At 48.4% G+C, this 26,545-nt stretch carries 27 protein-coding genes; 15 read left to right on the plus strand and 12 right to left on the minus strand.

Annotated elements, in window-relative coordinates; translation table 11 throughout:
* Position 1 precedes the first annotated feature (1 nt).
* On the minus strand, positions 2 to 1,477 hold the full coding sequence (tes, locus tag Q7J08_RS05800; RefSeq protein WP_304910748.1) for a tetraether lipid synthase Tes: 1,476 nt from the start codon (positions 1,475 to 1,477) through the stop codon (positions 2 to 4).
* Between the two features lie 126 nt (positions 1,478 to 1,603).
* Between tes and Q7J08_RS05805 the strand changes: the two genes are divergently transcribed.
* From Q7J08_RS05805 to Q7J08_RS05840, 8 genes are all read left to right on the plus strand, one after another.
* Positions 1,604 to 2,134 (plus strand): CDP-2,3-bis-(O-geranylgeranyl)-sn-glycerol synthase, encoded by a 531-nt coding sequence (locus Q7J08_RS05805; RefSeq protein WP_304910806.1) that lies wholly within the window; start codon positions 1,604 to 1,606, stop codon positions 2,132 to 2,134.
* Positions 2,128 to 2,637 (plus strand): orotate phosphoribosyltransferase, encoded by a 510-nt coding sequence (gene pyrE / locus Q7J08_RS05810; protein ID WP_304910749.1) that lies wholly within the window; start codon positions 2,128 to 2,130, stop codon positions 2,635 to 2,637. The genes Q7J08_RS05805 and pyrE overlap by 7 nt, the downstream gene beginning before the upstream one ends.
* 88 nt (positions 2,638 to 2,725) lie before the next feature.
* The gene (locus tag Q7J08_RS05815; protein WP_304910750.1) at positions 2,726 to 3,064 is read left to right on the plus strand and encodes a DUF3796 domain-containing protein; all 339 of its coding nucleotides are present in this window, start codon (positions 2,726 to 2,728) and stop codon (positions 3,062 to 3,064) included.
* On the plus strand, positions 3,064 to 3,261 hold the full coding sequence (locus Q7J08_RS05820; protein ID WP_304910751.1) for a helix-turn-helix transcriptional regulator: 198 nt from the start codon (positions 3,064 to 3,066) through the stop codon (positions 3,259 to 3,261). Before Q7J08_RS05815 ends, Q7J08_RS05820 begins: the two co-directional genes overlap by 1 nt.
* Before the next feature lie 90 nt (positions 3,262 to 3,351).
* Positions 3,352 to 4,644 carry a phosphoribosylamine--glycine ligase gene (gene purD, locus Q7J08_RS05825; RefSeq protein ID WP_304910752.1) on the plus strand — a complete coding sequence of 431 codons (1,293 nt, stop codon included), beginning with the start codon at positions 3,352 to 3,354 and terminating at the stop codon, positions 4,642 to 4,644.
* Positions 4,641 to 5,558 (plus strand): ornithine carbamoyltransferase, encoded by a 918-nt coding sequence (gene argF / locus Q7J08_RS05830; RefSeq protein WP_304910753.1) that lies wholly within the window; start codon positions 4,641 to 4,643, stop codon positions 5,556 to 5,558. The genes purD and argF overlap by 4 nt, the downstream gene beginning before the upstream one ends.
* A gap of 1 nt (position 5,559) precedes the next feature.
* A complete protein-coding gene (locus tag Q7J08_RS05835) occupies positions 5,560 to 6,096 on the plus strand; it encodes an aldolase (protein ID WP_304910754.1) in 537 nt (178 codons plus the stop codon).
* 77 nt (positions 6,097 to 6,173) lie between these two features.
* A complete protein-coding gene (locus Q7J08_RS05840) occupies positions 6,174 to 6,485 on the plus strand; it encodes a hypothetical protein (RefSeq protein ID WP_304910755.1) in 312 nt (103 codons plus the stop codon).
* A gap of 111 nt (positions 6,486 to 6,596) precedes the next feature.
* On the opposite strand, the gene Q7J08_RS05845 is transcribed toward Q7J08_RS05840, so the two are convergent.
* The 5 genes from Q7J08_RS05845 to Q7J08_RS05865 all read right to left on the minus strand — a co-directional run bounded on the left by Q7J08_RS05845 (position 6,597) and on the right by Q7J08_RS05865 (position 9,888).
* Positions 6,597 to 6,932: a hypothetical protein gene (locus Q7J08_RS05845; RefSeq protein ID WP_304910756.1), complete on the minus strand. Its 336-nt coding sequence runs from the start codon at positions 6,930 to 6,932 to the stop codon at positions 6,597 to 6,599.
* A gap of 59 nt (positions 6,933 to 6,991) precedes the next feature.
* Positions 6,992 to 7,261 carry a co-chaperone YbbN gene (locus Q7J08_RS05850; RefSeq protein ID WP_304910757.1) on the minus strand — a complete coding sequence of 90 codons (270 nt, stop codon included), beginning with the start codon at positions 7,259 to 7,261 and terminating at the stop codon, positions 6,992 to 6,994.
* A gap of 77 nt (positions 7,262 to 7,338) precedes the next feature.
* Positions 7,339 to 8,184, minus strand: a complete 846-nt coding sequence (locus Q7J08_RS05855; protein ID WP_304910807.1) for a CBS domain-containing protein — start codon at positions 8,182 to 8,184, stop codon at positions 7,339 to 7,341.
* A gap of 188 nt (positions 8,185 to 8,372) precedes the next feature.
* Complete coding sequence (locus Q7J08_RS05860; RefSeq protein ID WP_304910758.1) at positions 8,373 to 8,801, minus strand: universal stress protein; 429 nt, start codon at positions 8,799 to 8,801, stop codon at positions 8,373 to 8,375.
* Between the two features lie 43 nt (positions 8,802 to 8,844).
* Positions 8,845 to 9,888, minus strand: a complete 1,044-nt coding sequence (locus Q7J08_RS05865) for an amidohydrolase family protein (protein ID WP_304910759.1) — start codon at positions 9,886 to 9,888, stop codon at positions 8,845 to 8,847.
* Between the two features lie 53 nt (positions 9,889 to 9,941).
* Here Q7J08_RS05865 and Q7J08_RS05870 point away from each other — a divergent pair, with 53 nt between their 5' ends.
* The 3 genes from Q7J08_RS05870 to Q7J08_RS05880 all read left to right on the plus strand — a co-directional run bounded on the left by Q7J08_RS05870 (position 9,942) and on the right by Q7J08_RS05880 (position 13,040).
* Positions 9,942 to 10,103 (plus strand): preprotein translocase subunit Sec61beta, encoded by a 162-nt coding sequence (locus Q7J08_RS05870; RefSeq protein ID WP_304910760.1) that lies wholly within the window; start codon positions 9,942 to 9,944, stop codon positions 10,101 to 10,103.
* A 684-nt stretch (positions 10,104 to 10,787) separates the two neighbouring features.
* A complete protein-coding gene (locus Q7J08_RS05875; RefSeq protein ID WP_304910761.1) occupies positions 10,788 to 11,162 on the plus strand; it encodes a VOC family protein in 375 nt (124 codons plus the stop codon).
* A 159-nt stretch (positions 11,163 to 11,321) separates the two neighbouring features.
* Positions 11,322 to 13,040, plus strand: a complete 1,719-nt coding sequence (locus Q7J08_RS05880; protein ID WP_304910762.1) for a hypothetical protein — start codon at positions 11,322 to 11,324, stop codon at positions 13,038 to 13,040.
* Positions 13,041 to 13,357: 317 nt separating this feature from the next.
* On the opposite strand, the gene Q7J08_RS05885 is transcribed toward Q7J08_RS05880, so the two are convergent.
* Together Q7J08_RS05885 and Q7J08_RS05890 are read right to left on the minus strand one after the other, a co-directional pair.
* Positions 13,358 to 16,132, minus strand: coding sequence for a UvrD-helicase domain-containing protein (locus tag Q7J08_RS05885; protein WP_304910763.1), 2,775 nt, complete (start codon positions 16,130 to 16,132; stop codon positions 13,358 to 13,360).
* 63 nt (positions 16,133 to 16,195) lie between these two features.
* Positions 16,196 to 16,780 carry a hypothetical protein gene (locus Q7J08_RS05890; RefSeq protein WP_304910764.1) on the minus strand — a complete coding sequence of 195 codons (585 nt, stop codon included), beginning with the start codon at positions 16,778 to 16,780 and terminating at the stop codon, positions 16,196 to 16,198.
* 208 nt (positions 16,781 to 16,988) lie between these two features.
* On the opposite strand from Q7J08_RS05890, the gene Q7J08_RS05895 reads away from it, so the two are divergent.
* On the plus strand, positions 16,989 to 18,701 hold the full coding sequence (locus Q7J08_RS05895) for a lectin like domain-containing protein (protein WP_304910765.1): 1,713 nt from the start codon (positions 16,989 to 16,991) through the stop codon (positions 18,699 to 18,701).
* 688 nt (positions 18,702 to 19,389) lie between these two features.
* Here the strand turns inward: Q7J08_RS05895 and Q7J08_RS05900 are convergent.
* The 3 genes from Q7J08_RS05900 to Q7J08_RS05910 form a co-directional block, all read right to left on the minus strand.
* Complete coding sequence (locus Q7J08_RS05900; RefSeq protein WP_304910766.1) at positions 19,390 to 20,028, minus strand: hypothetical protein; 639 nt, start codon at positions 20,026 to 20,028, stop codon at positions 19,390 to 19,392.
* 97 nt (positions 20,029 to 20,125) lie between these two features.
* Complete coding sequence (locus tag Q7J08_RS05905; RefSeq protein WP_304910767.1) at positions 20,126 to 20,752, minus strand: SdpI family protein; 627 nt, start codon at positions 20,750 to 20,752, stop codon at positions 20,126 to 20,128.
* Positions 20,742 to 21,017: an autorepressor SdpR family transcription factor gene (locus tag Q7J08_RS05910; RefSeq protein ID WP_304910768.1), complete on the minus strand. Its 276-nt coding sequence runs from the start codon at positions 21,015 to 21,017 to the stop codon at positions 20,742 to 20,744. Before Q7J08_RS05910 ends, Q7J08_RS05905 begins: the two co-directional genes overlap by 11 nt.
* 129 nt (positions 21,018 to 21,146) lie before the next feature.
* On the opposite strand from Q7J08_RS05910, the gene Q7J08_RS05915 reads away from it, so the two are divergent.
* Complete coding sequence (locus tag Q7J08_RS05915; protein WP_304910769.1) at positions 21,147 to 21,401, plus strand: TfoX/Sxy family protein; 255 nt, start codon at positions 21,147 to 21,149, stop codon at positions 21,399 to 21,401.
* Between the two features lie 6 nt (positions 21,402 to 21,407).
* On the opposite strand, the gene Q7J08_RS05920 is transcribed toward Q7J08_RS05915, so the two are convergent.
* On the minus strand, positions 21,408 to 21,626 hold the full coding sequence (locus Q7J08_RS05920; RefSeq protein ID WP_304910770.1) for a hypothetical protein: 219 nt from the start codon (positions 21,624 to 21,626) through the stop codon (positions 21,408 to 21,410).
* A 191-nt stretch (positions 21,627 to 21,817) separates the two neighbouring features.
* On the opposite strand from Q7J08_RS05920, the gene Q7J08_RS05925 reads away from it, so the two are divergent.
* Together Q7J08_RS05925 and Q7J08_RS05930 are read left to right on the plus strand one after the other, a co-directional pair.
* Positions 21,818 to 25,513 carry a phosphoribosylformylglycinamidine synthase gene (locus Q7J08_RS05925; protein WP_304910771.1) on the plus strand — a complete coding sequence of 1,232 codons (3,696 nt, stop codon included), beginning with the start codon at positions 21,818 to 21,820 and terminating at the stop codon, positions 25,511 to 25,513.
* Positions 25,514 to 25,599: 86 nt separating this feature from the next.
* Positions 25,600 to 26,463: a patatin family protein gene (locus Q7J08_RS05930; RefSeq protein ID WP_304910772.1), complete on the plus strand. Its 864-nt coding sequence runs from the start codon at positions 25,600 to 25,602 to the stop codon at positions 26,461 to 26,463.
* Positions 26,464 to 26,545 lie beyond the last annotated feature (82 nt).

Consider the following 26,545-nt stretch of genomic DNA (forward strand, 5'->3'; position numbering starts at 1 on the left):
CTTACTCTGACAGAGGTTTTGCTCCCTTCTTCCATACCTCTTCCCGATAGGTCGGGCCGCTGTTATAGGTACAGAACGGGATGAGTCTGCCATCCGGGGTCGCATAATGGATACAGCATCTTGAGACACGGTCGGTGTCGTAGTTGAAGGCATCCATGAAATGCATCGTGCCGATAAAGAGAGCATTTTCGTGGAATTTCCCGATCGAGTCATAGTCGTGTTTGACGAGAGCATCGTAGATGAGTTTCTTCAGATCGATTCGGATCCCTTCGACCTCTTCCTTTGAAACAGCCTTGTTGATCTTACCTAGACCCGTGGCCATTGCCAGATACTTCCCGGTCTTCCCGGCGGTCTTAAATCGACCCGCCAAGGTGGCTGCCTCGGCAAAGAACTTCTCCACATCAACGAACCGGGTGATCGGCACGAGATCGCCCTCATCATTCACAAACCCGTAGGTCGCTGCTCCGCAGTGCGGGTGGGCACAAAACATGATCTGCGGTTTTCCGGTGTATGCCTCGATCAGATCACAGATGGTCATTACCGACGGAATCGGATAGAAATCTGATGACTTGAGTTTGCCGTTCATCTGCTCATCGATAGAACGGGTGATATCAGGAATGGTGACACGTTCGCGAATGACGTCATCCTCCTTTGCCGCGCCCGTGAAGGCGACCGGCTGGAAATTGATCCCCCGGATGATGTCGACATTTTTGCTCGCGAACCGAATGATGTCCCCGATCTCATGGTTGTTTTTCCCGTTGATGATCGTCGGGACGAGGACAATGCCAAGACCTGCTTTCCGGCAGTTTTCGATTGCCGGCAGACTGGTTTTTTCCAGGAGAGGATTCGTCTCTTTTGAAACGCCATCAAAATGCAGATACACCGTTGAAAGACCTGCATCCCGCAGTTCCTGTGCGAGCTTCGGGTTTTGAGCGAGCTTGACGCCGTTTGAGGCCATCTGCACCTGGCTGAACCCGAGTTCACGGGCTTTTTTGATGATCTCCGCAAGATCATCGCGCATCGTGGGCTCGCCGCCGGAAAACTGGACCGCCGGACATGCCACAGGCTGTTCATTTCTCAGGAGTGTGAGCATCGAAGTGATCTCATCGAACGTCGGTTCATACACATAGCCGCATGCTCTGGCATTGGCAAAACAGAACTCGCATTTGAGATTACAACGGTTCGTTACATCGATGTTTGCAAGAAGTGTTCCTGATTTGTGATTAGAACAAAGACCGCAGCGGGTCGTACACTCTCCAGGAAGGTCAACATTCGGATTTTCCACACCCCTGCCGACTCTGTCATAGGCGTCAAACCGCCGGTACATCTCAGCGTCCGACCAATACAGTGTCCTTGCATAACCGTGTTCCGGACAGGTCCGGCATATCCATATTGCGCCGTCCTCTTCAGTAATCTCCGCGTCAAGCAATTTACCACAAACGGGGCACAGGCTTTTCGTTCTTTTTATCGGCGTCATGGTTAACTCCCTTGAAATATAATTATTATACTAATTCGCGTGTAACTATAAAAGAATGAGAGTGAGAGATTGATAACAGATATTTTGATGACAGTTGGCATGGCCTGTCTATGGGCAGTATGGATTATGATCCCCGCATATATTCCAAACCCAGCCGCCGCGCTCATTGGCGGAGGGACACCGATCGATTTCGGCAGATGCGCAAAAGACGGACGACGGATCCTTGGTGACGGAAAAACCTGGCGCGGCCTTATCGGCGGCATCATTGTCGGTATCATCTTCGGATTCATACAGATCTTTCTGGTTGACTACTTCCAGCTGGATTTCCTGCCGAAACAGACGATTGTCACCGTATGTGCCCTCGCCACGGGAGCTCTTCTCGGCGACATGGTCAAGAGTTACTTCAAGCGCAGAATGGGAAAAGACCGGGGAGCCAAATGGCCCCTTGCAGATATGTATGACATGGTCGTCGGGTCCCTTGTCCTGATGACACTCGCATTACTCGTGACCGGGAATATCGGATGGTTCGCCGAGAACTTTGACTCGGTCGGATTCCTGGTAGCGACCTTAATTGCGATCCTTATACTGTCACCTCTATTACATAGAGGAACAAATATTATCGGATACTTACTCGGGTTAAAGGACGTACCATGGTAAATAGAATATTAGATCTTCTGGTTCAGTATAAGGCAGTGGAGTTTGGGGATTTCACCTTGGCGTCCGGTGCTCAAAGCAGGTATTACATCGATGTGAAAACAGCGATCATGCAGCCGAAACTGCTCTCTGAGATCGCCGCGGAGGTCGCAGCAAAATACGAGTTCGAGTGCATCGCCGGAGTGGCCGTCGGCGGGGTACCACTCGCCGTGGCCGTTTCTCTGGCAGCAGACAAACCCTGCGCCGTTATCCGGGCAGCAGCAAAAGACCATGGGAAAAGCGAGATGATCATCGGAAACGTAAAAGGAAAACGGGTCCTCCTGATCGAAGACGTCACGACATCCGGCGGTTCATCGAAACACGGCATCAATGAACTGAGAAAAGCCGGGGCAATGATCGATTCCGTCGTCACCGTCGTTGACCGGGAAGGCGGGGCAAAAGAGCTTCTGGCCGCAGAAGGCATCACGCTGCACCCGCTCGTCAAAGCAAGCGAACTCCTCGCATAATTTTTTTCTCATTTCCAAATAGATAAACGCATCAAAAATTAATGTGATATATTTATAACATATTGTGACAAATATATCACATGTGAATATGATTTCATTGATGGGACTTATCGGGTTCCTTGGCTTTCTCGGATTCTATACCGGGAATTATGGATATTTCGGATTCTTCGGATTCTTTGTATTCTTCACCTACGCTCTGAAAAAATATGATGAACTCTTTGATGCATATGTGAAAAGATCCGCAACCACGGCATTCTTTACCTCGGTTGTATTATTCTGCGCAGCACTCTGTGCAGTTGTCATACTCAACGTTCCGGAATATATCCCGATCCTCTTCACATTGGTGTTCGTTTTTTCGATCATTGTGTTTATTCTCCGTCTGATCATCTACGAAATGATGGAAAACGTTCATTCTCAGGAGGAGTGATGCAGACACGCATTCGCGAATGCCGGCAAAAACTTGACATGACCCAGGGGGAACTGGCAGAACTCGCGGGCGTGCGTCGGGAGACAATTGTCCATCTGGAAAAGGGGAAATACAACCCCTCACTCAAGCTCGGATTCGATCTGGCAAAGATTCTTCAAATGCCGGTGGAAGAACTGTTTTCCTTTGAGGACGAGTGAACGAGTTTCCTGCCTCCACAGTGATACGGGGCGGCAAATCCCGAGTTATTGGAAACATTATTTGACTGTTGACGCGCCATAGATAAGGATATGAAAATATTAGTGGCCGGAGGTGGCGGAAGGGAACACGCCATCTGCTTAGCACTCACCAAAAATGCGAACGTTGAACTCTACTCCGTCATGGGGAAAAAGAATCCGGGAATCGCAAAAATAGCCCGCGAATCCTTCATCCACGCGGAAACGGATGTCCCCGCAGTTCTGACCTTCGCAAAAGAACACAATATCCAATACGCCGTCGTCGGACCCGAAGCCCCGCTTGAAGCAGGCCTCGCCGATGCACTCACAAAAGAAGGGATCGGCTGTGTAGGGCCGGTCAAAGCAGCCGCCAAAATCGAGACAGACAAAGGGTTCTGCCGCGGACTCATGAATAAATACGGGATCGACGGCTGCCCGGCATACAAACTCTGCAATACCCCAACCGAAGCCGCTGCATTCATTCGAGAATATCCAGGTGACCTTGCAGTTAAACCGACCGGTCTTACCGGCGGAAAAGGGGTCAAAGTTATGGGCGAACAGGTCGACCGCGAAGGAGCAGTCGAATATGCCATGACCCTGAAAGATCAGGTTATCATCCTCGAAGAACGTCTTCTCGGCGAAGAGTTCACGTTGATGGCATTCGTAGACGGCAAACATCTCGTTCCCATGCCGCTCGTACAGGATCACAAACGGGCATTTGAAGGAGACATTGGCCCAAACACCGGCGGAATGGGCTCTTACTCACTCGAAGACCACAAGTTCCCCTTTGTCACCGACGAAGACTACGCTCAGGCGATCTCCATCATGCAGGCAACGATCGACGCCCTCGCAAAAGAAGGGAGCCCCTACAAAGGCATTCTCTACGGCCAATTTATGAACACAAAAACCGGACCGAAAGTGATCGAGTTCAATGCACGGTTCGGCGACCCCGAAGCAATGAACGTCTTGTCGATCCTGACGTCTGACTTCCTGACCATCGCAGAACACATCATCAACGGCACGCTTTCGGCAAAGGACGTCTCCTTTGAAAAGAAGGCAACGGTCTGCAAATACATTGTCCCAATGGACTACCCCGATAAACCCCACGCAGGTGATATCATCACCGTCGGTCCGGCAGAAAACACTGTCCTGTACTATGCGAACATCGCTCAGGAAAACGGTGTCTTGAAAACACTGACCTCCCGCACGATGGCATACGTCGGGATCGGAGACTCACTCGCCGAAGCAGAAAAGTATGCAGAATCGGCATGCAGAAATGTATCCGGAAACGTCAGATACCGGAGTGATATCGGAACAGAAACCCTGTTTGCAAAACGCATCGCCCACATGAAGGAATTACGATCATGAAAAAAGATTTCATTTCGATCACCGACCTTTCAGCTGAAGAGTACGAAGACATACTCACACTCGCCGCCCGGCTCAAACGCCAGCGGTATGCGGGTGTCCCCCATCCGCTCCTCGCCGGAAAAACACTCGCGATGCTCTTCGAGAAGGCATCCACCAGAACACGGATGTCGTTTGATGTCGGCATGTACGATCTCGGCGGATACGCACTCTACCTGAACGCAAGGGACACCCAGCTCGGCCGCGGCGAAACCGTCGCCGATACGGCTCGGGTGATGTCCCGGTACGTTCACGGAGCGATCATGCGGACCTATAGACACGAAACGATCACCGAGTTCGCGAAATACGCATCCATCCCTGTCATAAATGCACTCTCCGACAAAGAGCACCCATGTCAGATCATGGCCGACTCGCTCACCCTCAAAGAAAAGTTCGGGGAACTGGACGGGCTGAAGATTGCCTGGATCGGGGATGGAAACAATGTCTGCAATTCGCTCATCATGTCGTCCGTCCAAACTGGCATGGAAATCGCAGTCGGAACCCCGAAAGGATACGAACCCGACCCCGATGCGGTGAGATTTGCGAAAGAAAACGGCGGCAAAGTCACCATCTACGATGACCCGGTCAAAGCGGTAACCGATGCCCACGCGATCTATACGGACACCTGGATCTCAATGGGTGAAGAGGATATCAAAGAGACCAAGCTCAAAGACTTCGTCGGATACCAGCTCGACACCGCCCTGCTGAACAAGGCAGCCTCGGACGCGCTCGTTTTGCACTGTCTTCCTGCCCACCGAGGCGAAGAGATCACCGACGAAGTTATCGACTCCATGCAGAGCGGAGTCTGGGATCAGGCGGAGAACCGGCTGCATGCCCAGAAAGCCATTCTCGTTCGGCTGATGGGCCAGGGACACTGAGATGCAGCCCGACTTTACGCGGATCGGCAAACGGCTGTTTTCTGAACATCTGGTCGGAGGAAACTTCGGCAACATGAGCGTGAGGATCGATGAGGGATACTTCATCACCAAAACTGGCTCCTATCTGGACGCTGACCCGGAACAGATCGTCCTGATGCCCCTAAACGGCCGGGTCACCCCGGGTGCATCCAGCGAATGGCGGGTCCACACCGCCGTCTACAATACCTCGGAGCACAAAGCAATCGTCCACGCCCACCCGCCGTATGCCGTGGCCCTCTCACTTCTCACCGACTCTGAGATCATTACTATTGACAGCGAAGGAAAACTGCTTGCCCCGACGATCCAGGTCGTCGACGGACCCTGCGGATCAGAGAAGCTCGCGGACGTGGTCGCAGAAGGCCTCAGTTCTACAAACATCGTCATCGCCAAAGGTCACGGGACCTTCGCAGCCGGACGAGATCTGGATCAGGCATATCTGTACACCTCACTCGCCGAACACTGCTGTAAAGTTCTGTATCTGACGAAAACATACAGATAATTTCTTATTTTTTTATTTCCACATTTTTTTCTTGAGGCATTGAGGAAAAAAATTATATGTGAGTATAAGTAAACAAAATGGATATTACTTGGGAAATAATTAAAAATATCTCTCAAATACCATATGAGAAAATTATTTATTTACATATATACAAACATAAAATAATGAATTTCATCTCAAATCCTGAAACATTAATTAAAAGGGTTTTGTTTTTTGCAGGTGGATTCATCATTGGATTTCCTATCGCAGGATTTATGATGTCGCTTGGCATATTTCCGCAACTTTGCGGCACCCCGGATATTTTACAAATACCAGTCGTTATCGTGGGATTAGCGTTATTTCTCGCAGGAATGGTATCGATATTCCATGCATTTATGCTAAAAGAATGATTGGATTCTCAAGGACTTTTTTGGAGGGAGCAGAACCCTTTAAGCTAACCTATCCAGCCTAACGAATCGACATAGCAATAAGAAAAACTGCACAAATAAAAAAAGAGCGGCTCAGAGTGCCGCATCGATATATTCTGAAATCCTCGGCACGGAAACGGCACCCACCGGCACAAGTTTACCATTGATCAAAATGATCGGCAGCGGCGGGTGATCGACCCTCACAATCTCGACGACACGTTCAGGGATCCCGGCGTCCAGTGACGTGAGCGTCACCGACACCCGGTCGCCGTACTTCTCATTTAGAGCTTTTTCCAGTGCCGGAAACGCAAACACCATCGTTTCCTTCTCAAAACATTCCACAAGCCCGCAGGAACGATCCTTATCACAGGGGAACGGACCACAGGGGCGGTATGTATAGCCAATAACTTCTACAGAGATCGGAGTCATGCCTAAAGTATTAGTGCTGAGTGTAAAAAAAGAATGGTGAAGCGTCCTATCGCTTCAGTTCAGATGAGTGCCATAAGAAGGCTCTCAAGCGTTGCTGCATCGGTAACTCCCTCAAGTCGCTGGATGACCTTACCGTCCTTTTCGATGATGAGAGTCGGAACTACGCTGATGGAATACTTGTTTGCAAGATCTCCGTGCTCATCCACATCGACCATCTGGACGTCAACCTTATCACCAAGTTTTTTTGCAAGATCGTGGACAATAGGGCTCTGGATTCTGCAGGGTCCGCACCAGGTGGCGAAGAAGTCATATAATACCGGTTTTGTCATAATTAAAAGTGGGAGAAGAACACTAATATAGCTTCCCATCAGGGAATAAAAAATGAGGGGAAGGGGTCCCGGAATAGTTATTTGATAAGTGCCCGGATCAGATCACGGTCGAACAGCATGCCGGAAAGCCGCTGATCGTTGTCGATGATCGGCATCTGGTCAACCCGTCCGCGTTTCATCCGCAGAGCACAGTCGCTGACCTCTGCATTGTTTGGAACAGATATGACCTTTCTGACCATGCAGACCTTGACAGGACGGTTCGGAAGCTCGACTTTGGAGACACCGTAAGAGATCGTGTGATTATCGCGAATACTCTCCCAAGTCCACTCATCGTCATCCGTTCCGGTCGAGAAGTCACTCGTCTGGACATCATCCTCGATACTTGAGCATCTGATAAGATCACGCTCGGAGATGATCCCGGTGAGTTTGTTCTCCGAGTTCAGGATCGGCATGGCATCTGTGTGGGCGAGTTCCATGATCCGGCCGACGACCGGCAGAGGGGTCTCTTCCCAAAGGGCATACGTCTTTCTGCTGACATATCCATTTCTGATCTCGCAGACATCCCGAAGTTTCGCAACCGCTCCGACAAGATCGGAAACGCTTAAAATACCAATGAGATTCTCGCCTTCGACGACAGGCAGACGACGGACATTCATCTTCGTCATGATCTCTGCAGCTTCAGAGAGAGTAACATCAGGACGGATCGTCAGCGGCTCGGAGGACATGAGAAGGGCAACCTGGGTTTCTTCCGGTTTACGCAGAATATCTTTTCTGGTAACGATACCGAGGAGCTTTTTCTGGGGACCTTTCACCACCGGGACACCACTAATTCCGGTCCGCTTGAGAATACGCAGAACATCATCGCGGCCCGAGGGGATCTCGACCGTGACAACATCTTTTGTCATGTAATCTTTTGCTAACATTTCCGTCATGATATTCACCTCAGGATTCAGGCCGGTCACACAGATCGACCTAATCGGTTTTCCGTTACAGAAAATCCGTGTGTATTTCTTGGAGTGCAGGAGATAAATAACGCTTACATTCCTTCGGAGGATTTTGGCGCGAAAATGCCGACGAATCACCTATTCGCGCGGAAAAAAGTTTAGGGGGGTTAGTTTTTGATGATCAGCGTGCTGGTTTTCGCATAGTTGACGATATGCATTGATACGCTGCCAATCAGAAGGCGGTCGAGTTTGCTCTTACCGCGGGATCCGACAACAATAAGATCACATTCAAGCTCAAGTGCTGTATTGATGATCGTATCACCGGCATGTCCTGCCTCAAGATGGGGAATGACGTTCACACCTTTCTTGGATGCTTCCTCAACCAGTTCCGCCATGACATCCCGGCCTTCTTTTTCAAACCGCTGATAGATCAGTTCCCAGGATGTGTCCACCGGTCCGGGCGAGATCATACCTGACTCGATAACGTAGATTGCATGCAGTTCGGCTTTGGACATTTTTGCCAGTTCAATCGCTTTATTGAATGCAATTTTGCTGATGTCGGATCCATCGATCGCAACAAGTATCTTGGTAAACATTTTTTAGAACCTCCTACTTTATGTGTAAATTACTCCTGCAAGGTTATAAAGAGATGGTATTACCCCGGGAAATGACCCGGGTGATGCCCCGGGAACCGAGCCGGGTGATCAGAGATGTGAGAGGATCCTGCGTCCAGCGGCCGGCATACCCGCCGTCAAGGAGGAGAAGATCGGCTGACCCGCCCACCTCGATTCTCCCTCTCCTGCCCATAAGAGAGAAGCCGTCCGTCATCATCCGGAGAATGTCTATGGAATCTATTTTGTATATGGTCTGCAGGAATGCTGCTTCGGCGAACATATCCGGAGCGACAAACATCACATTGTCGGTCCCGAGAAAAACCCGGCATCCGGCATCCAGCATTTCATGAACAGGCGGACGACGGGCATCGGCGGTCGCCCCAAGAAGCCAGTTCGACCGGGGACAGATGACGATCGGGATATCGCGGTCTGTCGCCTCACGAATATGGGCTTTCGTAAAATGCGTGGCATGGATGATCAGATCAGGATCGAGAGCAAAAGCCGCCTCAATGTCTTTGACTCCCGCTTCGCCTGCATGCACGGCGAAAAGTTTCCCGGCCTGTTTTGCAAGGCGGACGGCCTCTTCCTCCGCCGCCGTGCCTTTCGCACTGGAAAGACCAAAACCCTGGGCGGCAAACTCGCCGCCGTCTCTCCCGAAGACGAACATGCCCACTGAAGGATCTGCAGCCTGATTGAGAAGATCGACACCTGCCTTTCCCCCTTCCCGGAAATCCGCAAAGCCGAGGGTCCCGGTCACCTTCATGAACCGAATCGTATCCTGCATTGCAGAGACCAGACGATCCGGGGGCGTTTCCCGCAAAAGCCGGTGCTTCAGCCCGTTCGGCGGGGCGACGAGTTCCGCCAGCGGCCGGTCGATTGGCGTATCCATCCCGACCGTGTCGGCGATGTGGGTATGCGCGTTGAAAAAGGCCGGAACGATCCATTGAGAGGAGGCGGTTTTACTCTCGGTCATCTCAGAGATATGCCCGTTTTCGATGACGATTTTCACATTACGCGGGGTAAACTCATCCCCGGTGAATGCCAATCCTTCCAGTATTTCCCCCTGCATTGATCCGTGATCTCCTGTTCTTTTATATGGGTAGAGGATGAATATAATAGGATATGGCAGCAAAGAACTCGGGCAGAGGACTAAGTTCATCAGCAGGTCTGGTTACCTACTACGATGCAGATGACCGCAAAGCGTTTCACATTAAACCAACAGTTGTGTTAGTGGTCGCAGGTGTCGTCGGTGTCGTCATTTACCTGCTGAACCTTTTCATCTAAGTCCCAAATAATATACTTGAGATTTATTCTCAACTTTTTTCAGATCAACGGATCGACCTTACTCACCCTGGACCCTACACCGCATTTATCCGAGGACTCTTTTTCTCACTCAAAAAGCCCTGTGACTGTGGGCACGATCTGCTCATCGCGCAAACTTTTGGTTTGCCCGGCTAAGGGCGAGCCTGACAACTCACCCCGCTCATCACACGAAATTCACGATAAGGGGGACAAGGGCGGAGGGGTGGGAGAATCTCTATTATTTTTTTGGGGTGTTTTGGTGTGATTTTCGATTTGGTGTATGGGATTCTTTTTTGATGAGCGCATCCATCACACGAAATGCACGAAAACACGACGAAAACACGAAAAGAGAAAAGTTCGTTGGACGATCTCCATGTATTACCCTCCCCCGTCCCCCACGCAAACCTTCGGTTTGCTCGGCTAAGGGCGAGCCTGATGGCTCACCCCGCCCACACGAAAACCACAAAAATCAACGAAATGCACGAAAAGGGGGACAGGGGTGGAGGAATATATGCTCTTCTGTTTTTAAAAGAGGAGAGCCGATCTCTTTTTTTATCCCGGGGTGCGGGGCCGCGACTCCGGCGCGGAGCGGTCCGCGGTGGAGATATCTTATTTTTGTATTCAGATCAACGGATCGCTTAAATATTTCAGAAGAGAGGTATCTGTATGCAGTTTCGGATGATCCACAACAACATCAACGTGCTCGATCTCGACCGATCGATGAAGTTCTATGCAGAAGCTTTGGGACTTTTTGAAGTAAAACGGATCGTGCCCGAGTCAGGGAACGTTACGATCGTTTTTCTGGGAGACGGTCAGTCAAACCACAAACTGGAACTCACGCAGATCAACGGTCGAACAAAACCGTATGAACCGGGCGACAACGGAAGGCATCTGGCATTCTCGACCGACGATTTTCAGGGATCCCTCGAAAAACACCAGAAAATGGGCTGCGTGAAGTCGGTCAACGAGGCAAGCGTGGTCTATTATCTCGAGGATCCGGACGGATACACGATCGAGATCCTCCCGCTCGGCAGAGGATGATATTGTATATAAATCTATTTAAATTCTGAAAACGAGAGCAAAAAAACGCGGTTTTTTACTTACATAGAGCATATATCTCATTACATTCTGCCGGACTGAAATACCATACTCAGGATACTGAGAAACGACCCGTCCGACAGTCTGAATACGAGCTAATTTATGGATATTGATTCGACGATTCCAAGCAGAGAGGGGACCCTCTCCTCTCCGGCGGAAGAGCTCGACCTCTCGACCCTCTTTCCGCCATTGAACAGCCATCCGAACATCACCCTCACGTATGATCCAAACGAACCTGAGGGTGAGCCATGCCCCGTCTCTCCGGTCCCGGTCCCCCGGGAGCTGCCGGCAAACACGGCGGCGGCCGTAAAAAGCGCCGGGAGTGCTCTTCGGTATTATAATACCGCCAACCGTTCCTTTGTCGGGATCTATGCCGGCCGTCTGTGCGAGATCATGGACGGTGTGATCACGCCTCTTGACCGGGGCAGGCTCCGTATCCTGCTGACGGCACTTTCCCGCTGGCACAAACCGGGCGATGAATCCAAGACCGAGATCCCGCTTCCTTTCGACCTGCTCGAAAGCGTGCTGAAAGCCTCGGCAAAGGAGCTGGACAGACTGCCGGAGATCAAAGGCGTCCATGTTGGCGCGATGCTGATGCCAGACGGCGGGACCCTTTCCGGCGAAGGCTACGATAAAACGACCGGCTGGTTTTTCCTGAAAAAAACGGATGTCCCGCCTGTCCCGGAGATCCCGACGGAATCCGACCTGATCCTCGCACGGGAATATATTGATTCGGTGTATCACGAGTTCCTGTTCAAAGACCGGGTGGATTATGAAAACAATCTGGCAGCGGTTTTTTCCGCGATGCTGAGACCAAGTCTTGCCGGCCCGTTTCCGATCCATGCTGTTCGCAAAAACAGTCCGCGGACCGGCGGAAGTTTTCTGCAGCGGGTGAATGAGATCGCCGCGTTCGGGTGTGACCGGCAGGTCTATCCTGCCCCGTCCCGCCCGGAAGAGATGGAGAAACTGCACAAGACGATCGTAAAGGAGAGTCCGCTCTACGCGGTGATCGACAACGTGCCGCAGGGTGGAAACTTCGTCTCGGATTTTCTGCTGACGGCGACGTCGGGGAACGGCACGACATCGTTTCGGGATCTCGGGAGCCTGAATCAGGTCGAAAGGGTCGTGACCACGCAGTTTTGTGTGAACGGGAATCATCTGAAGATCTCTGCCGATGTCTGCGGACGCGTGATCGTGACAAACATTATGGCGCCAAAACCCTGGCAAGAGCTGCGGTTTTCCCGGAAAAAGGATGAGCTGATCGCTTATGCGAAAGAGATGCACCCAAAACTCGTGTGGGCGTTCGCGGTTTTCCTGAAAAACTGGATCGCGAAAGGACGTCCGGCGCCTCCGCCGTGTCCGGGAAATCTGTCGGAGTATCCTGAATGGTATTCTATCATTGCCGGATCGCTGTATGCAGCAGGGTTTAGTAAGGTCCTTTCGAATATGGATGAGGTCCAGACAGCGGAGAACGAGGCGGAGACGGAAGGCTGCGAGCTTTTGTCCCGGCTGTTTGCCAAGTTCGGGAGCGAGATGTTTTCTCCGGCAGGTCTGAAGACGGTCCTGGTCCAGGAAGGCGAGATGCGCAAAGATCACCAGGTCTCTTCGCAGACGATCCTGGATTATGCACCGGATCATCTGGTGAAGGCAGCGGTTGCCGGAACGCTGACGGATGTGATGACGGGTAAATGGATCTCGCAGATCGCGGATCAGAAGTTTGCGGGATATGACCGGTATCTGACGAAGATCCGGGTGACTCCAGGTGTGAGATACCAACTCGTCCCCGTCGAAAAACAGACAAGCCTTACGGATTCTCTGTAGGATATGTAGGACATGTAGGGTGAATGTAGGGTGAAAATCCTCCACCCTACATACATTTACGGCTGAATTTTTCTTTGTTTTGGATTTAAAGGAATATTTGTATTTTTATGTAGGGATGTAGGATGATTTTGTGTTGTGTGAATAGGGAGATGATAGTTGAGAGATATTCTGCCGTAGGAGATGGATCTCAGTTTATCCTACATACCCTACATAGTGTCATAATTATACCTTATTCCCAAATTCAAGGAGAATAATGGGTTTTTATCCTACATATGACCCTACATGTATCCTACATCAATGAAGAGAAATCCAATTTTTTATTGAAATTTCGTTTTACTGAGAAGAGATTCCATATAATTACAATTGGAATACTGATAATTCGTGCAACCGTAGAAAACATCCCCATTTTTCACTTTAACAATTAAATATCCATCTTCACATGCGGGACATTTCTTAATATCATACTTATTTTTTATATCATTTGTCATAAAATTACAAATTTCCGGTTCATTTGTACACAAATAAAGATGAATGCCATAATTTTTATTATACTCATACTTAAGCGGACACCCACAAACAGGACATTTATATATTGATTTTTCGGTAACCTTCAAACTCATATCTTCGGGATATGATAATGGATAATCTTTGATAAGTTCCAAAAGGAACCTGGAGGGATTATATTTGGGGGTTGCAATATAGATGTGATTTTTTGTTCGGGTCAATGCCACATAGAACAGTCTACGTTCCTCCGCGAAGGGGATGGTCATATCTTCATGTGTAACAAGTTTCAAAATAGGATCATCTTCTATTTGACATGGGAAACCGAACTTACCTTCACGCATATTCAGAAGAATAACATTATCATACCCTAGTCCCTTAGCACTATGCGCGGTCATAAATGCAAGTTTTGCCTCAGGATACTGCACACATCTGATTTCACGTTTTGATTTGCCTTTTTGTATTTCAGTGAATTTCTTTGTATTCACGAGATTTTTCATATCAAAATTATATCTACCCATCAGGAGAATTTTAGATTCATATCCATATTCCTCACATATTTTTCCAATAGTACCTGTAACAACATCAGCCAGATTTTGTATTGCATTTTGACTGTCATCATAGGGGACCAGAACAATGGGATCTGTTAGGGATTTGGGGGAGATAAGTTTCTTTGTGATCTGACTACTGTTTTTCTGAATAAAAGATCCTGCAATATCTATGAGTTGTTGCGAGTTTCGGTACGTATGATTAATCTGCAGTTCTTTTCCTGACCCCATAATTTCTCTAAACTTAAGGAACAAGGTAATATCACTACCCGAGAAAGCGAAAATAGATTGCCAGTCATCACCCACCGCAATTACTTGGGCATGAGTAACATCTGCCAATTCTTTTGTCAGATTGAATCGTTGCCGGGCGATATCCTGGAACTCATCGATAATAATGTATTTGTAGGGATGGACAATTCCTTGTTTTTTGAATTCCTTAAGATAGAAATAGGCATCATTGATCATATCGGCAAAATCGATATGATTCGTCTGATGAAGTTGGTCTTGGTAGTATTCATAGACCTGCTCTGCAATATTGAGAAAAAGTTCCGTTCTTGGATTGGCATTTTCCCGCAGTTTGACAAAATCCTCATTAGTATATCCTGCGGATTTAAAGAGTCCGATAAACCTATTCAAAAAATCTGCGAGCTTCGAAATATATTTATCTTTGTCAGTAGCCACGAGTTTTTCGTATACTTCGGTCAAATCCCGGAGTTCCAACCCGAAACCATTCTCTGTTAGTACATCCTCGAGATGATCTATGAGCTGGCGATGATCGTTGTATACGGACCACGTTTCAATAAGGGTAGTATGATGTTCTTTATGCAGATTTCGCTTATCCTGAATACTTTTTGTGTATCTTTTTAGTTCAGCTGGTGAGAATATATCACTCTGATAATCCTCCGAGATTCCATAATGTTCAAGATAGACATTATTTTCTCCTTGTTGGATGTAGAAATCCGGAGTATACTTCTTTCTGGCATTTGGCATTAGATATGGATATGGTCTCTCATATTCATACTCCAGATTATGCAAATAGAGAAAGTTTGCAATCTGTACTTCCTGATTCGAACGGAGATACTCCCCAGTTAATGTTTTAGTTTTAGCTTCCCGTTTCACTGCAACTTTTTTTATGTATTCACCAAGATTGCTTTTTAGTGATTGATAATTCAGGGAAGCATTATATTCATGATATTGATTGAGATTTTCAAACTTGAATACATCTGCAGGGAGATCAAAATAGTATCCCAAAAATAATACCAGATTTCTCAATAATGATTTGTTTTCGTATATTTTGGTGATGAGTAAATCCGAGATGATACTGTATGAACCACCATCTCTGATTACCTCCGGGTTACTATTTTCTGAATCTTTTCTCAGTTGTTTGATTAAACTAAAGGCAAATGAATGAAATGTGGATATTCGAACATTGGGCAGGTGTAGTTTATTGTTAATCCTATCCTGAAGTTCACCAATGGCTTCATTTGTGTATGATACAACGACAATATCCTCCTGAGATATACCTTGTTTATCTACGAGGTATTTCACCTTTGCAGCCATGGTCGTTGTTTTTCCAGCACCCGCTCCGGCGATAATCAGACAATGATCTCCATCGGTTACCACAGCTTTTCGTTGATCCGCATCAAGTGAGATACTTTTATCAATTGGCAAAAGTATCTTGTCGAAGTATTCTTTGTTGGATTCGACGAGATTGGATGTTGACCTTTCAGGGTCTGATTCTCTTATTGCATGATATTTTTCAATAAACTGATCTATCTGAGTTTTTTCGATTCTTAGGTTTGAAATATTTTTCTCAATATATTTTCTAATTACCGGAGTTGATAATGCACGATAATATGAATCATATTTTTGATGGATATATTGAGATAAATCATCATCATATGCATAATTTTTACAATCTTTTTTGAAGGAAGAGAAGATTTCTGGAAGATGAGTGTAATCCAATAATTCAGATGACTGGGCATTTCGGATATCGGCTTTTTGTTTTGATGAGGAAATACTGCACGTTGTGCATGCAATCAAACCTTTATTTTTTCTAGCAGTACAAATACGACAGATATTGGGCATATTTTATAATTTCAGCTATTATTCCTTCCCATAATTATAGGATAGGATATCATCAATATTTTCAAGAATGAATAACTGGGCTTCCTTTGAATAGAGAGCTACGGTGTAGTCCCCATTGACGGATGTTCTCTTTTCGGCAGTAATGCCCATAAAATTGCCTTTTTCGGTTGGTAGTCGAAGAGCCTTCTGAGATATTGGATCAACAGATTTTTCCATTAATCCTTGTTCGACGAGCCAGGAGGTAACACTAACTGATTTTATCTTTACCATTGAATCATCTTGAACAACATTATTAATATTTATTATAAAATTAGTGATAGTTTGAGGTACTGGCGATATGGATGCCCGAATTTGTTCATCAGTAATCACAAATGGTTTTTTGTCCATCCTTGATGAGCGAGATCTCGATTTAGGCATGCCATTTGTTATTATTTCTGATAAGACCTTGGCAGTAAAGAAAAATGAGCGTGCAAGTTCAATATTATTAAGAATTGTATCGTTTGGGAGTTTATTTTCAGTAAAAGGATCTTGACCAAAAGCCAACATTTCCATCACTTTTTTCGCCCGATCCAACTGCTCCAAATTAAATAAATTGTCAGTCATATGAAATCGCTCTTAATGTATGATGGGAGATTAGGATATTTAAATTAACCACAAGTAATAATCTACTAAATGAATGAATCACAACAGAGAGTTGTGGATTTAGTCCAATTTTAATATTTGTTAGATTAATTTTTATGAACACTGATCAATTCATCACCCATATCCTTAATACCCTCCCCTCTCTATAGTTTGTCAGAACAACAATATCATGTCCATAACGCCCCGCCTCCTCCTCATCGCACTTTTACTGAGCGCTCTGTGTATCCTCCCCGCCGCGGCCGAGCTTCCGTCCTCCTACGACCCGCGGGACCTGAACCTCACCCCCGTGATAACCGACCAGGGAAATTTCGGACTCTGCTGGGCATTCGCCGCCGTCAGCTCACTCGAATCCAGCATGATCTATCAGGATCCGGAAAACTACACCGGGATAGATCTCTCCCCCTACCACCTCGCGTACTTCACCTACAACCGCGAAGATATCAGCGACCTGACATCTCCTTTTCCCGGACTTGAAGAAATCGCCGGAGACATTACCATCACCCCCTCTTGGGATATCATCGACAACATCCGCGGACTGAATACCGGCGGCTATGAATATCAGGGAAAATACTCACTTGCTTCAGGGATCGGAGCAGTGAATGAATCCCTGGTCCCCTTCGACTCGTACGGAAACAACACACCGATCTCACCGGATCTCGCCATCTCCGAAAACGAGATCCTGCTGGATTCTGCCTTCTCCATCTCCCTCGACGATACAGACGCCATAAAAACGCATCTCATGCACAGCGGAGCAGGCATACTCTCATTTTACGTAGCCTACGATGAACCCTACCTGACCCAGATAGACACCGGCGACTGGGCGTATTATCTTGGATCAACAGACAAAGACACTCTTCCAGATGCCGGAGGTCACGCCGTTCTTCTCATCGGGTGGGACGATACCTTTGGATCCTTTGATCTGACGCCCGATCAGGACGGAGCCTGGCTGATCCAGAACTCGTGGGGAACTGACCCCGCAAACTGCTCGTATATCTGGATATCCTACAATGAGCCAAGCCTTGGCGGGATCTTCTTTTATGTCGGAGGAGAACCGCCCTACGATCACAATTATCAGTATGACGGGGGAACGCTGGCAAATGATCGCCCAACCGACCAGACGACCGTGTCGATCGCGAACGTGTTCACCGCCGGCGGGGACGAGCTGATCAGAACAGTATCTCTGGATACGAACCAGTCAGTGAGATACAGCGTATCTGTGTACACTGACCCGACGGAGAATGCCCCGGATACCGGCAGATTGTCTGCACAGCAGAGCGGCGATATTCCCTATCCGGGATATTATACGATCGATCTGGATGAGCCGGTGCCGATAGAAAAGGGACAGACCTTTTCTGTCGTGTATGAGCTCGAAACAGACGGGCTGCTGAATATTTCGATCGACTCCTCTATCGTATCAGAGGATGCCGAGACGGTGACTTTTGCAAAAGCGGGACAGAGTTATCTGAATGACGGGACGGGATGGACAGATATGAGTGCGGACGGGGAGACGAATCTCCGGATCAAAGCATTCACGAACGATACGGTGTTTTCGATCACGGTCGATCCGGTCGCTGTTTCGATAAAAGAGCAGGGTGTTTCGGTTACCGGAACGACGAACTTCGCAATCGGAAGGGAGATCACGGTGACGCTTGTCTGTCCGAACGGAGATGTCCGGGCAGAGACGGCTGAGGTGAGGAAAGGTTCACCGGCGAATTTCTGGGAGGTTACGTTTTCCCCGGTGAAGCTGACGGAGGAGGAGTATTTTGTGTCGGCGGTGAGAAACGAGGTCCTGGCGGAGGGGGTGTTTGTGCCGAGCGGATTTAAGGATATGCTGGTTTTTGGAGCGAAAGGGACGATCATGCCGGCGAAGAGCGTAGTTTAGGTTGATAGGGTATATTGACATTCTTATATGAAGAAAGGAGTCGGGATGGGTGTGGATGTATGAGGAAAACCAACCGCGAATCGGCGCGAATCCGCCCTTCGGGCGAGGCGAATCGGATTTGCTATTCCTCACTCTCGCAAGTCTCTCGCAAGGCAAAGCCTTGCTCGGCTGAGGTCGCCCCTACGGGTCAGCCTGCCCTCGACTTGCTCGTCCCTTCATCGGGATCGTTCGGGCAAATCCTGTCGCCGCCCCAGCGGCTCCCGTGAGGGGGATAGACACTGAGCAGTCCTAAAAATGGTAAAATGTTCTTTTACTCCCGACCCTAAATGAGAAAGGGGAGAAAATTATCATGGGGAGGCGCTGGGGCGCCGACAGGATTTGCCCGAACGGTCCCGATGAAGGGACGAGCAAGACAGCGAAGCTGGATTGCGAGAGTGAGGAAAAGCAAATCCGATTCTGGGAGCAAGCCAAAGGCTTGCGGGATTCGCGCCGATTCGCGGTTGGTTTTTCTCTTGTGTCTACATGAACGCCATACACGAAATCGAAGCACATCTCATAAGTACATCAGTTTTTTCATGTATCCATACCCGGCATTATTTTTTCGGGAGTAAGAGTATGTATTGAGACTTGAAATATATAAAAATGGAGATTTCACATTATTAATGTGCTTTAAACTGTACTTTTTTGATTATTTTTCCCGAATAAATAAAACAAATCTAATTAGTGAAAGCACAATTCCAGAAATAATACAAATAATACCTATTATTAGGAGTAGTTGGTTGAATGAAAGTAATATACCAATTGAATAAATAATCGCTCCAATAGGGAGAAGGATCAAACTAACCGGCCATAATTGAGATGATATCTTAAAACGAACACCCTCTTTCGGAGGAGGAGTCAATGATATTGCAATAAGTAATAGGACAAGAAAAAGGATAGATACAATGATTAAACAAATACTGAAGCATGCCAGATTACCTTTGATTAAAGAGTAAATCGTCACAGGGATAAATGAAATCATTAGAGCCAAAAGAAAACACAAGAGTTTCGTCTCAAATCCCGAAACGGGTTTCTTGAGTAAAGTGAATGGAATGTACCAATACAAGATACCCAAGAAAAATGCGATCACACTAGCACAGATAAGAAATACCGTTACACCCCAAGTCTCTCTTGAATCAGGAAAGCAGGCAGAAAACATTGAAGGAATGCCAATGAACGCCATTATCGTAGACAGGGCAATCACGAGAAAATTCCAATTGGTTTCTTTGACGGCAGGGGCGGATGTTTCGTTCAGTTTTATTTTCTTTCTATCACGGGAAATAACCATGAATGTGACTGATCTTTATACTTACATAAATCTATCCGGGATGAAATGACCAAAACGTGAAAAAAAGAATGTTGCCTGATCTGTCAGGTGAAAAAGGTCAGATCCCTTTTTTATGCAGATGATATGAGTAGATGAATGGTGCTGCGACCATCACGATGATCACCCCGAAGAAGACCGGGACCCAGAACCAGACGAGGAACGAGTTCACGATCAGCACAAACCCGCCGATCATCCAGAGATACCCGGCGAGTCGATGGGTCCGTCTCCAGTTTTCCTCGCTTTCAAGCGTCCATTTGATCCGAATTCCGGCGACCGGATTCTGTTTTGTCTTTGGAAAGTAGTTGCCGATGATGATAAACACAACGCCTACCAGGACCGGGGCAATGATCTGGATCGGGATATCCGCACCAAGACCCTTAAACAGGGCGATCGGAGCGATCACGAGCGCGATTATCGCACAGAGCCAGCGGGAAAACTTGATCATCATGCTCTGATTTTCCCCGCCGTATTTTCTGGTCGAAACATTTACGATGATGTTAAAGAGACACAGAAGCATCGGAATACCGAATACTACGAGATCTTTAGGTCCCCAGCTGTCCGGATTGCCGGCAAAGTCGAAATGGATCGGGATCGAATCGGGCAGTTGGTCATACAGCAGTACCCCTAGAGCGATCGGCAGAAGACAGATCACCGATGTGATTATCAGGGTTTTATCAATTTTCATTTTGTACCTCTTTGAACTGGGAGATCCAACACATAAGCTCCTCGAACACCGAGAGATTCAGCTCATAATACACGAAGTTCTTGTATTTTGTTTCCGTCACAAGATCCGCTTTTTTCAGCTGGGACAGATGATACGAAATCGTCGCTCCGGTCATGTCGAAGTGCCCGGCGATATCTCCGGCAGACATCTTCCCCTCTTTTAAGAGCGTGAGGATCTCACGCCTGACCGGATCAGATAATGCTTTGAATGTCTCGGGAAATCCCATAATACTACCATACTCTTTTGACCGTGAAACTATTTAGATGTATTTCTAAATTGATGATTTTCTAAATAGATCCGGCAGTCAGGAAAGACTTACGTTCTTTCATACAGATAATCTATCTACGGAGAAATCATGGGCGAACTCGCTGCATTACCAAACATCGGCAAAGACACCGAAGAAAAGCTGAACAAAGTCGGAATCACGACTGCCGCAAAGCTGCGTGAAACCGGCAGCAGACAGGCTTGGCTTATGATCAGGGGGATCGACGACTCCGCATGTCTCCACAGACTCTACGGGCTGGAAGGAGCGGTTTTAGGCGTAAAAAAAGCGGCGCTGTCCGCCGAAACAAAAAAAGAACTGAAAGAGTTCTACTCTTCGTTCAGTTGACCGAGGTCATTCATTTTTTTGTTCAATCTTCTTGAACTTCCCATACTTCCCGCCGATAATGATAATGATAATTCCAACAAAGATACCGACTATCATCAGGATAAAGTTCTGGTAGTAACCTGAGAACACAACTGATGATGCAATTATTACAGCAACACCGAGCAGGACAATGGCCGTTGAAATAACAGAACCTTCTTTCGTAAGATACTCAAAAAATGAGGACATACTTCTAACATACACTTCAACTCTAAATAAATGTATGGAGGATTCGATAATCCAGGGCATCCAAACACCCCGAACTTCACCCCATATTCCAAGGCTGCCTGCCGCGAACGGCCAGTACGGGAACAGTTAATTTGCATGCATAGCCTACATATAGGCATAGGAACGTCCGGGTACAGGAAAGGGACACTGATATGGTTTACAGGATATTTGTTGAGAAAAAACCCGCACTGGCAAACGAGGCACGAGCATTGCAGAATGAACTGCAGAGTCTGCTGGGCATCAAAGAACTGACATCGGTCAGAATAATCAACCGGTACGATGTCGAAAATATAGAAAAACCGCTGTTCGAATACGCAAGATCAACGGTTTTCTCCGAGCCTCAGCTGGATATAACGTATGATGAGCTGGAGCCCGCAGGCGACGACGCCATGTTTGCCATCGAGTATCTGCCAGGCCAGTTCGACCAGAGAGCGGACAGTGCCGCCCAGTGTATCCAGCTGATCTCCCAGGGAGAGAGACCGCTCGTAAACACCGCACGGGTGTATATTCTCAAAGGAAAAATCTCCAAAGAACAGCTGCTTGCGATCAAAAAATATGTGATCAACCCGGTCGAGAGCAGAGAGGCATCTCTGGATAAACCGGCGACCCTTTCCGTAACCTACCATATCCCGACAACCGTCGAAACGCTCACCGGATTCACCAAGCTGGATGAGAAAGGTCTTACCGGCCTTATCCGCGAACTTGGTCTTGCGATGGATCTGGACGATATCAGATTCAGTCAGCAGTATTTTATTCAGGAAAACCGGGACCCGACGATCACCGAGATCCGGATGATCGATACCTACTGGTCGGATCACTGCCGCCACACGACGTTTTTAACGACGATCGACAAGGTAACGACGAAAAGCCCGCTTCTCCAGAAAGCATTCGACGACTACATCGCAGTCAGAAAAGAAGTCGGCCGGGAAAAACCCGTCAATCTGATGGATATCGCGACAATAGCCGTCCGACATCTGAAACAGGCAGGAAAACTCGACAAGCTGGACGAGTCCCCTGAAATCAATGCATGTACCGTGAAAATAACGGTGAACATAAACGGCAGAGACGAGGACTGGCTTCTTCTGTTCAAGAACGAGACCCACAATCACCCGACCGAGATCGAACCGTTCGGCGGAGCGGCGACCTGTCTTGGCGGAGCGATCCGTGATCCCCTGTCGGGCCGTGCCTACGTTTATTCAGCGATGAGACTGACGGGCGCCGGAGATCCCCTGACCCCAGTAAGCGAGACGCTGACCGGGAAACTTCCGCAGAGAAAGATCGTCTCGACGGCGGCGGCGGGCTACAGTTCGTACGGAAACCAGATCGGGCTTGCTACCGGGATGGTCGATGAACTCTATCATCCGGGATACGTGGCAAAGCGGATGGAAGTCGGCGCCGTTATAGGTGCCGTCCCCATGGAAAATGTCCGGCGCGAAGTCCCGGCCGATGGTGACGTCGTGATCCTGTTAGGCGGACGGACAGGGAGAGACGGATGCGGAGGGGCGGCAGGTTCCTCGAAATCCCACACGGTAGCTTCGCTCACGAGCTGCGGAGCGGAAGTCCAGAAGGGAAATGCTCCCGAGGAGCGGAAGATCCAGAGGCTTTTTAGAAACAAGGAAGCTTCACGTCTTATCAAACGGTGTAACGACTTTGGTGCCGGCGGGGTTTCGGTCGCGATCGGAGAGCTTGCCGATGGTCTGGAGATCGATCTGAACGCGGTCCCGAAGAAATATGAAGGTCTTGACGGGACCGAACTCGCGATCAGCGAATCGCAGGAGAGAATGGCCGTTGTCGTAGACAAAAACGACGCGGAAACGTTCCGCTCCCTCGCTCATGCTGAAAATCTCGAAGCAACGGTCGTTGCCCGGGTCACGGAAGATCCGCGCCTGATCATGAACTGGAACGGGAAAAAGATCGTCGATATCTCCCGCGAATTTTTGGATACGAACGGTACGGAAAAACACATCAAGATCGACCTCGCTGACCCGCAGCCGTTTGAAAAAGAGATGAAAGGCGGATTTGCCGAGAACTATGAAAAACTCGCCGGCGACTTAAACATCTGCTCGAAGAGAGGTCTTTCCGAGAGGTTCGACTCGACGGTCGGCGCCGGAACGGTCCTGATGCCGTTTGGCGGAAAATATCAGCTGACCCCGATCCAGGCGATGGTGAGCAAGATCTCGGTGGAGAAGAGCGATACCGAGGACTGTTCCCTGATGGCATGGGGATTCAATCCGATGATCTCGGAGAAGAGTCCGTATCACGGAGCGTATCTCGCAGTCGTAGAAAGCGTCTCGAAGCTTATCGCCACCGGAGCTGAGTTTTCGGATGTGTATCTCTCGTTCCAGGAGTATTTCGAGAAGCCGGGCAAGGATCCAAAACGCTGGGGTAAGCCGATGAGCGCTCTTCTCGGCGCATTTGCGGCCCAGATGGGGCTCGGCGTCGGGGCGATCGGAGGGAAGGATTCGATGAGCGGTTCCTTTGAGAAACTTGATGTCCCCCCGACACTGATCTCGTTTGCCGTGACGACGGAGAAGATCAAAAACATCGTGACGAACGAGTTCAAGAGTCCGGGCCATAAGGTCGTTCTGCTGAAAGCCGAGTATGATGAAAACGGTCTCCCGAAGGCTGAATCTCTGATCGCAAATTATCATCTTGTCACCATGCTTATGAGAGAGGGGAAAATCCTCTCCTGTTATACCCCTGCCTTGGGCGGGATCGCCGAAGCCGTATTAAAAATGGCATTCGGGAACATGGTCGGATTCGTGTACGACAGCAGCGTCGATCCACAGGATATTTTTGGATACAACTACGGAGCATTTATTCTCGAACTCGCCGATGACTCCGAGATCGGTGTCCCGTTAGGTATGACAAAGTCGGACGCTTTCATCCGGTATGCCAGTGTAAAACTTCCGCTGGAAACGCTTCTGAACGTGTACGAAGCAAAACTGGAATCGGTCTATCCGTGCAATATCCCGCAGGGATCGGGCAGGATCAAAAAGATCAAGTGTGAGACCCGCAGTGCCGTGAAACCGCGTGAGCGAACTGCCCATCCGCGGGTCCTGATCCCGGTTTTCCCGGGAACGAACTGTGAGTATGACAGCGCAAAGGCCGTAGCAAAAGCCGGCGCAATTCCCGAGATCCTCGTGATAAACAATCAGACGGCAAAGGACACTGCCGAGTCGGTCGACCGGGCGGCGGACGCGATCCAAAAATCCCAGGCAATCTTCATTCCGGGCGGTTTTTCCGGCGGAGACGAACCCGACGGGTCAGGGAAATTCATCACGGCATTCTTCCGCAATGCAAAGATCAAGGATGCCGTCCACGATCTTTTACAGAATCGTGACGGGCTGATCCTTGGGATCTGCAACGGTTTCCAGGCACTGATCAAGTTAGGGCTCGTTCCCTACGGAGAGATCATCGACGTGGATGAGGATTCGCCAACGTTGACGTTCAATACGATCGGCAGACATCAGTCAAAACTCGTCCGCGTACGAGTATCTTCCGTAAAATCCCCCTGGTTCTCCAAGGTGAATGTCGGGGACGTTTTCGCGGTGCCAATTTCGCATGGTGAAGGAAGATTCCTCGCAAATGACGATGTGCTGAAGCAACTCATCGAAAACGGTCAGGTAGCAACGCAGTATGTTGATCGGACCAATCATCCGACCTCGGATATCCACTACAATCCGAATGATTCGATGATGGCGATCGAAGGGATCACCTCGCCGGACGGGCGCGTGCTTGGTAAGATGGGACATGCGGAACGTATCGGCGACGGGCTGTACAAAAATTATGATGAAGCGTTTGATATGAAACTCTTCGAGTCGCTGGTCGAGTACTTCAGACCCTGACCAGGTTCTCTTTTGTATGAAAAATAGGAAAGTCCCCAGGAAAAATACTATAACATTAAGACTATATCTATTGAATAAGGATTATCATGAGTAAAAGCGGGCTGATCGTCGAAGGAGGGGGGATGAAGTGTGCGTATAGTGCAGGCATCCTCGACCGATTCCTGGATGACGGGATTTGTTTTGATGAGTGTATAGGTGTGTCGGCGGGGGCTGGCAATCTGGCATCATTTCTCGCGAACCAGCGGGAAAGAAACCTGCATTTCTATACGATATATCAGAACCATCCAGAGTATCTTGGGATGAGGAATTATCTGAAGCACGGCTCATACTTCAATCTGCAGTACATCTATGGTACGATCACCAACTCCACCGGTATCGACCCGGTGGATTATCAGGCTCTGACGGCAAATCCCGCAGAGTATTATCTGACGGCGACGAACGCCAGAACCGGCGAAGCTGAATATTTATCCGGACATGATATGAAGCGGGATGATTTTCGCGCTATCATGGCAAGCTGCGCCATTCCGGTCGTGTGTAAACCGATCGAGCTGAACGGCAATCTGTATTTTGACGGCGGGGTTTCGGATTCGATCCCGGTACAGAAAGCACTTGACGACGGCTGCGATAAACTGGTGGTACTGCTCGAAAACCCGCGCACTTTTGTCCGTCAGCCCCAGAAATACAAACCATTCTATCATTTCTTCCTGCGGAACTATCCGGAGATCGTCAGGAAAATCGACAGACGGCATTTCGAGTATCACAAGGTGATAGCCTATGTCAAAAAACTGGAGGAGGAGGGAAAAGCATTCGTTTTTGCCCCGTCCCACCAAGGGGCAGTGAAAACCACTACCAAAGATTCACAGGATATACATGAGCAGTATAACCTTGGCATCGCTGATTACGATGCCAGACGTGACGAATTGAGAGAGTTTCTGAGCGGGTCATCGTAAGGTATCAACCTGATCAATCTCTCATTTTTGCATTTAAACAGCATGACTTTTTTTCACGGGGATGTAATTTTGACCCGCAAAC

The organism is Methanocorpusculum sp. (assembly GCF_030655665.1).
In the GTDB taxonomy this organism is placed as follows: domain Archaea; phylum Halobacteriota; class Methanomicrobia; order Methanomicrobiales; family Methanocorpusculaceae; genus Methanocorpusculum.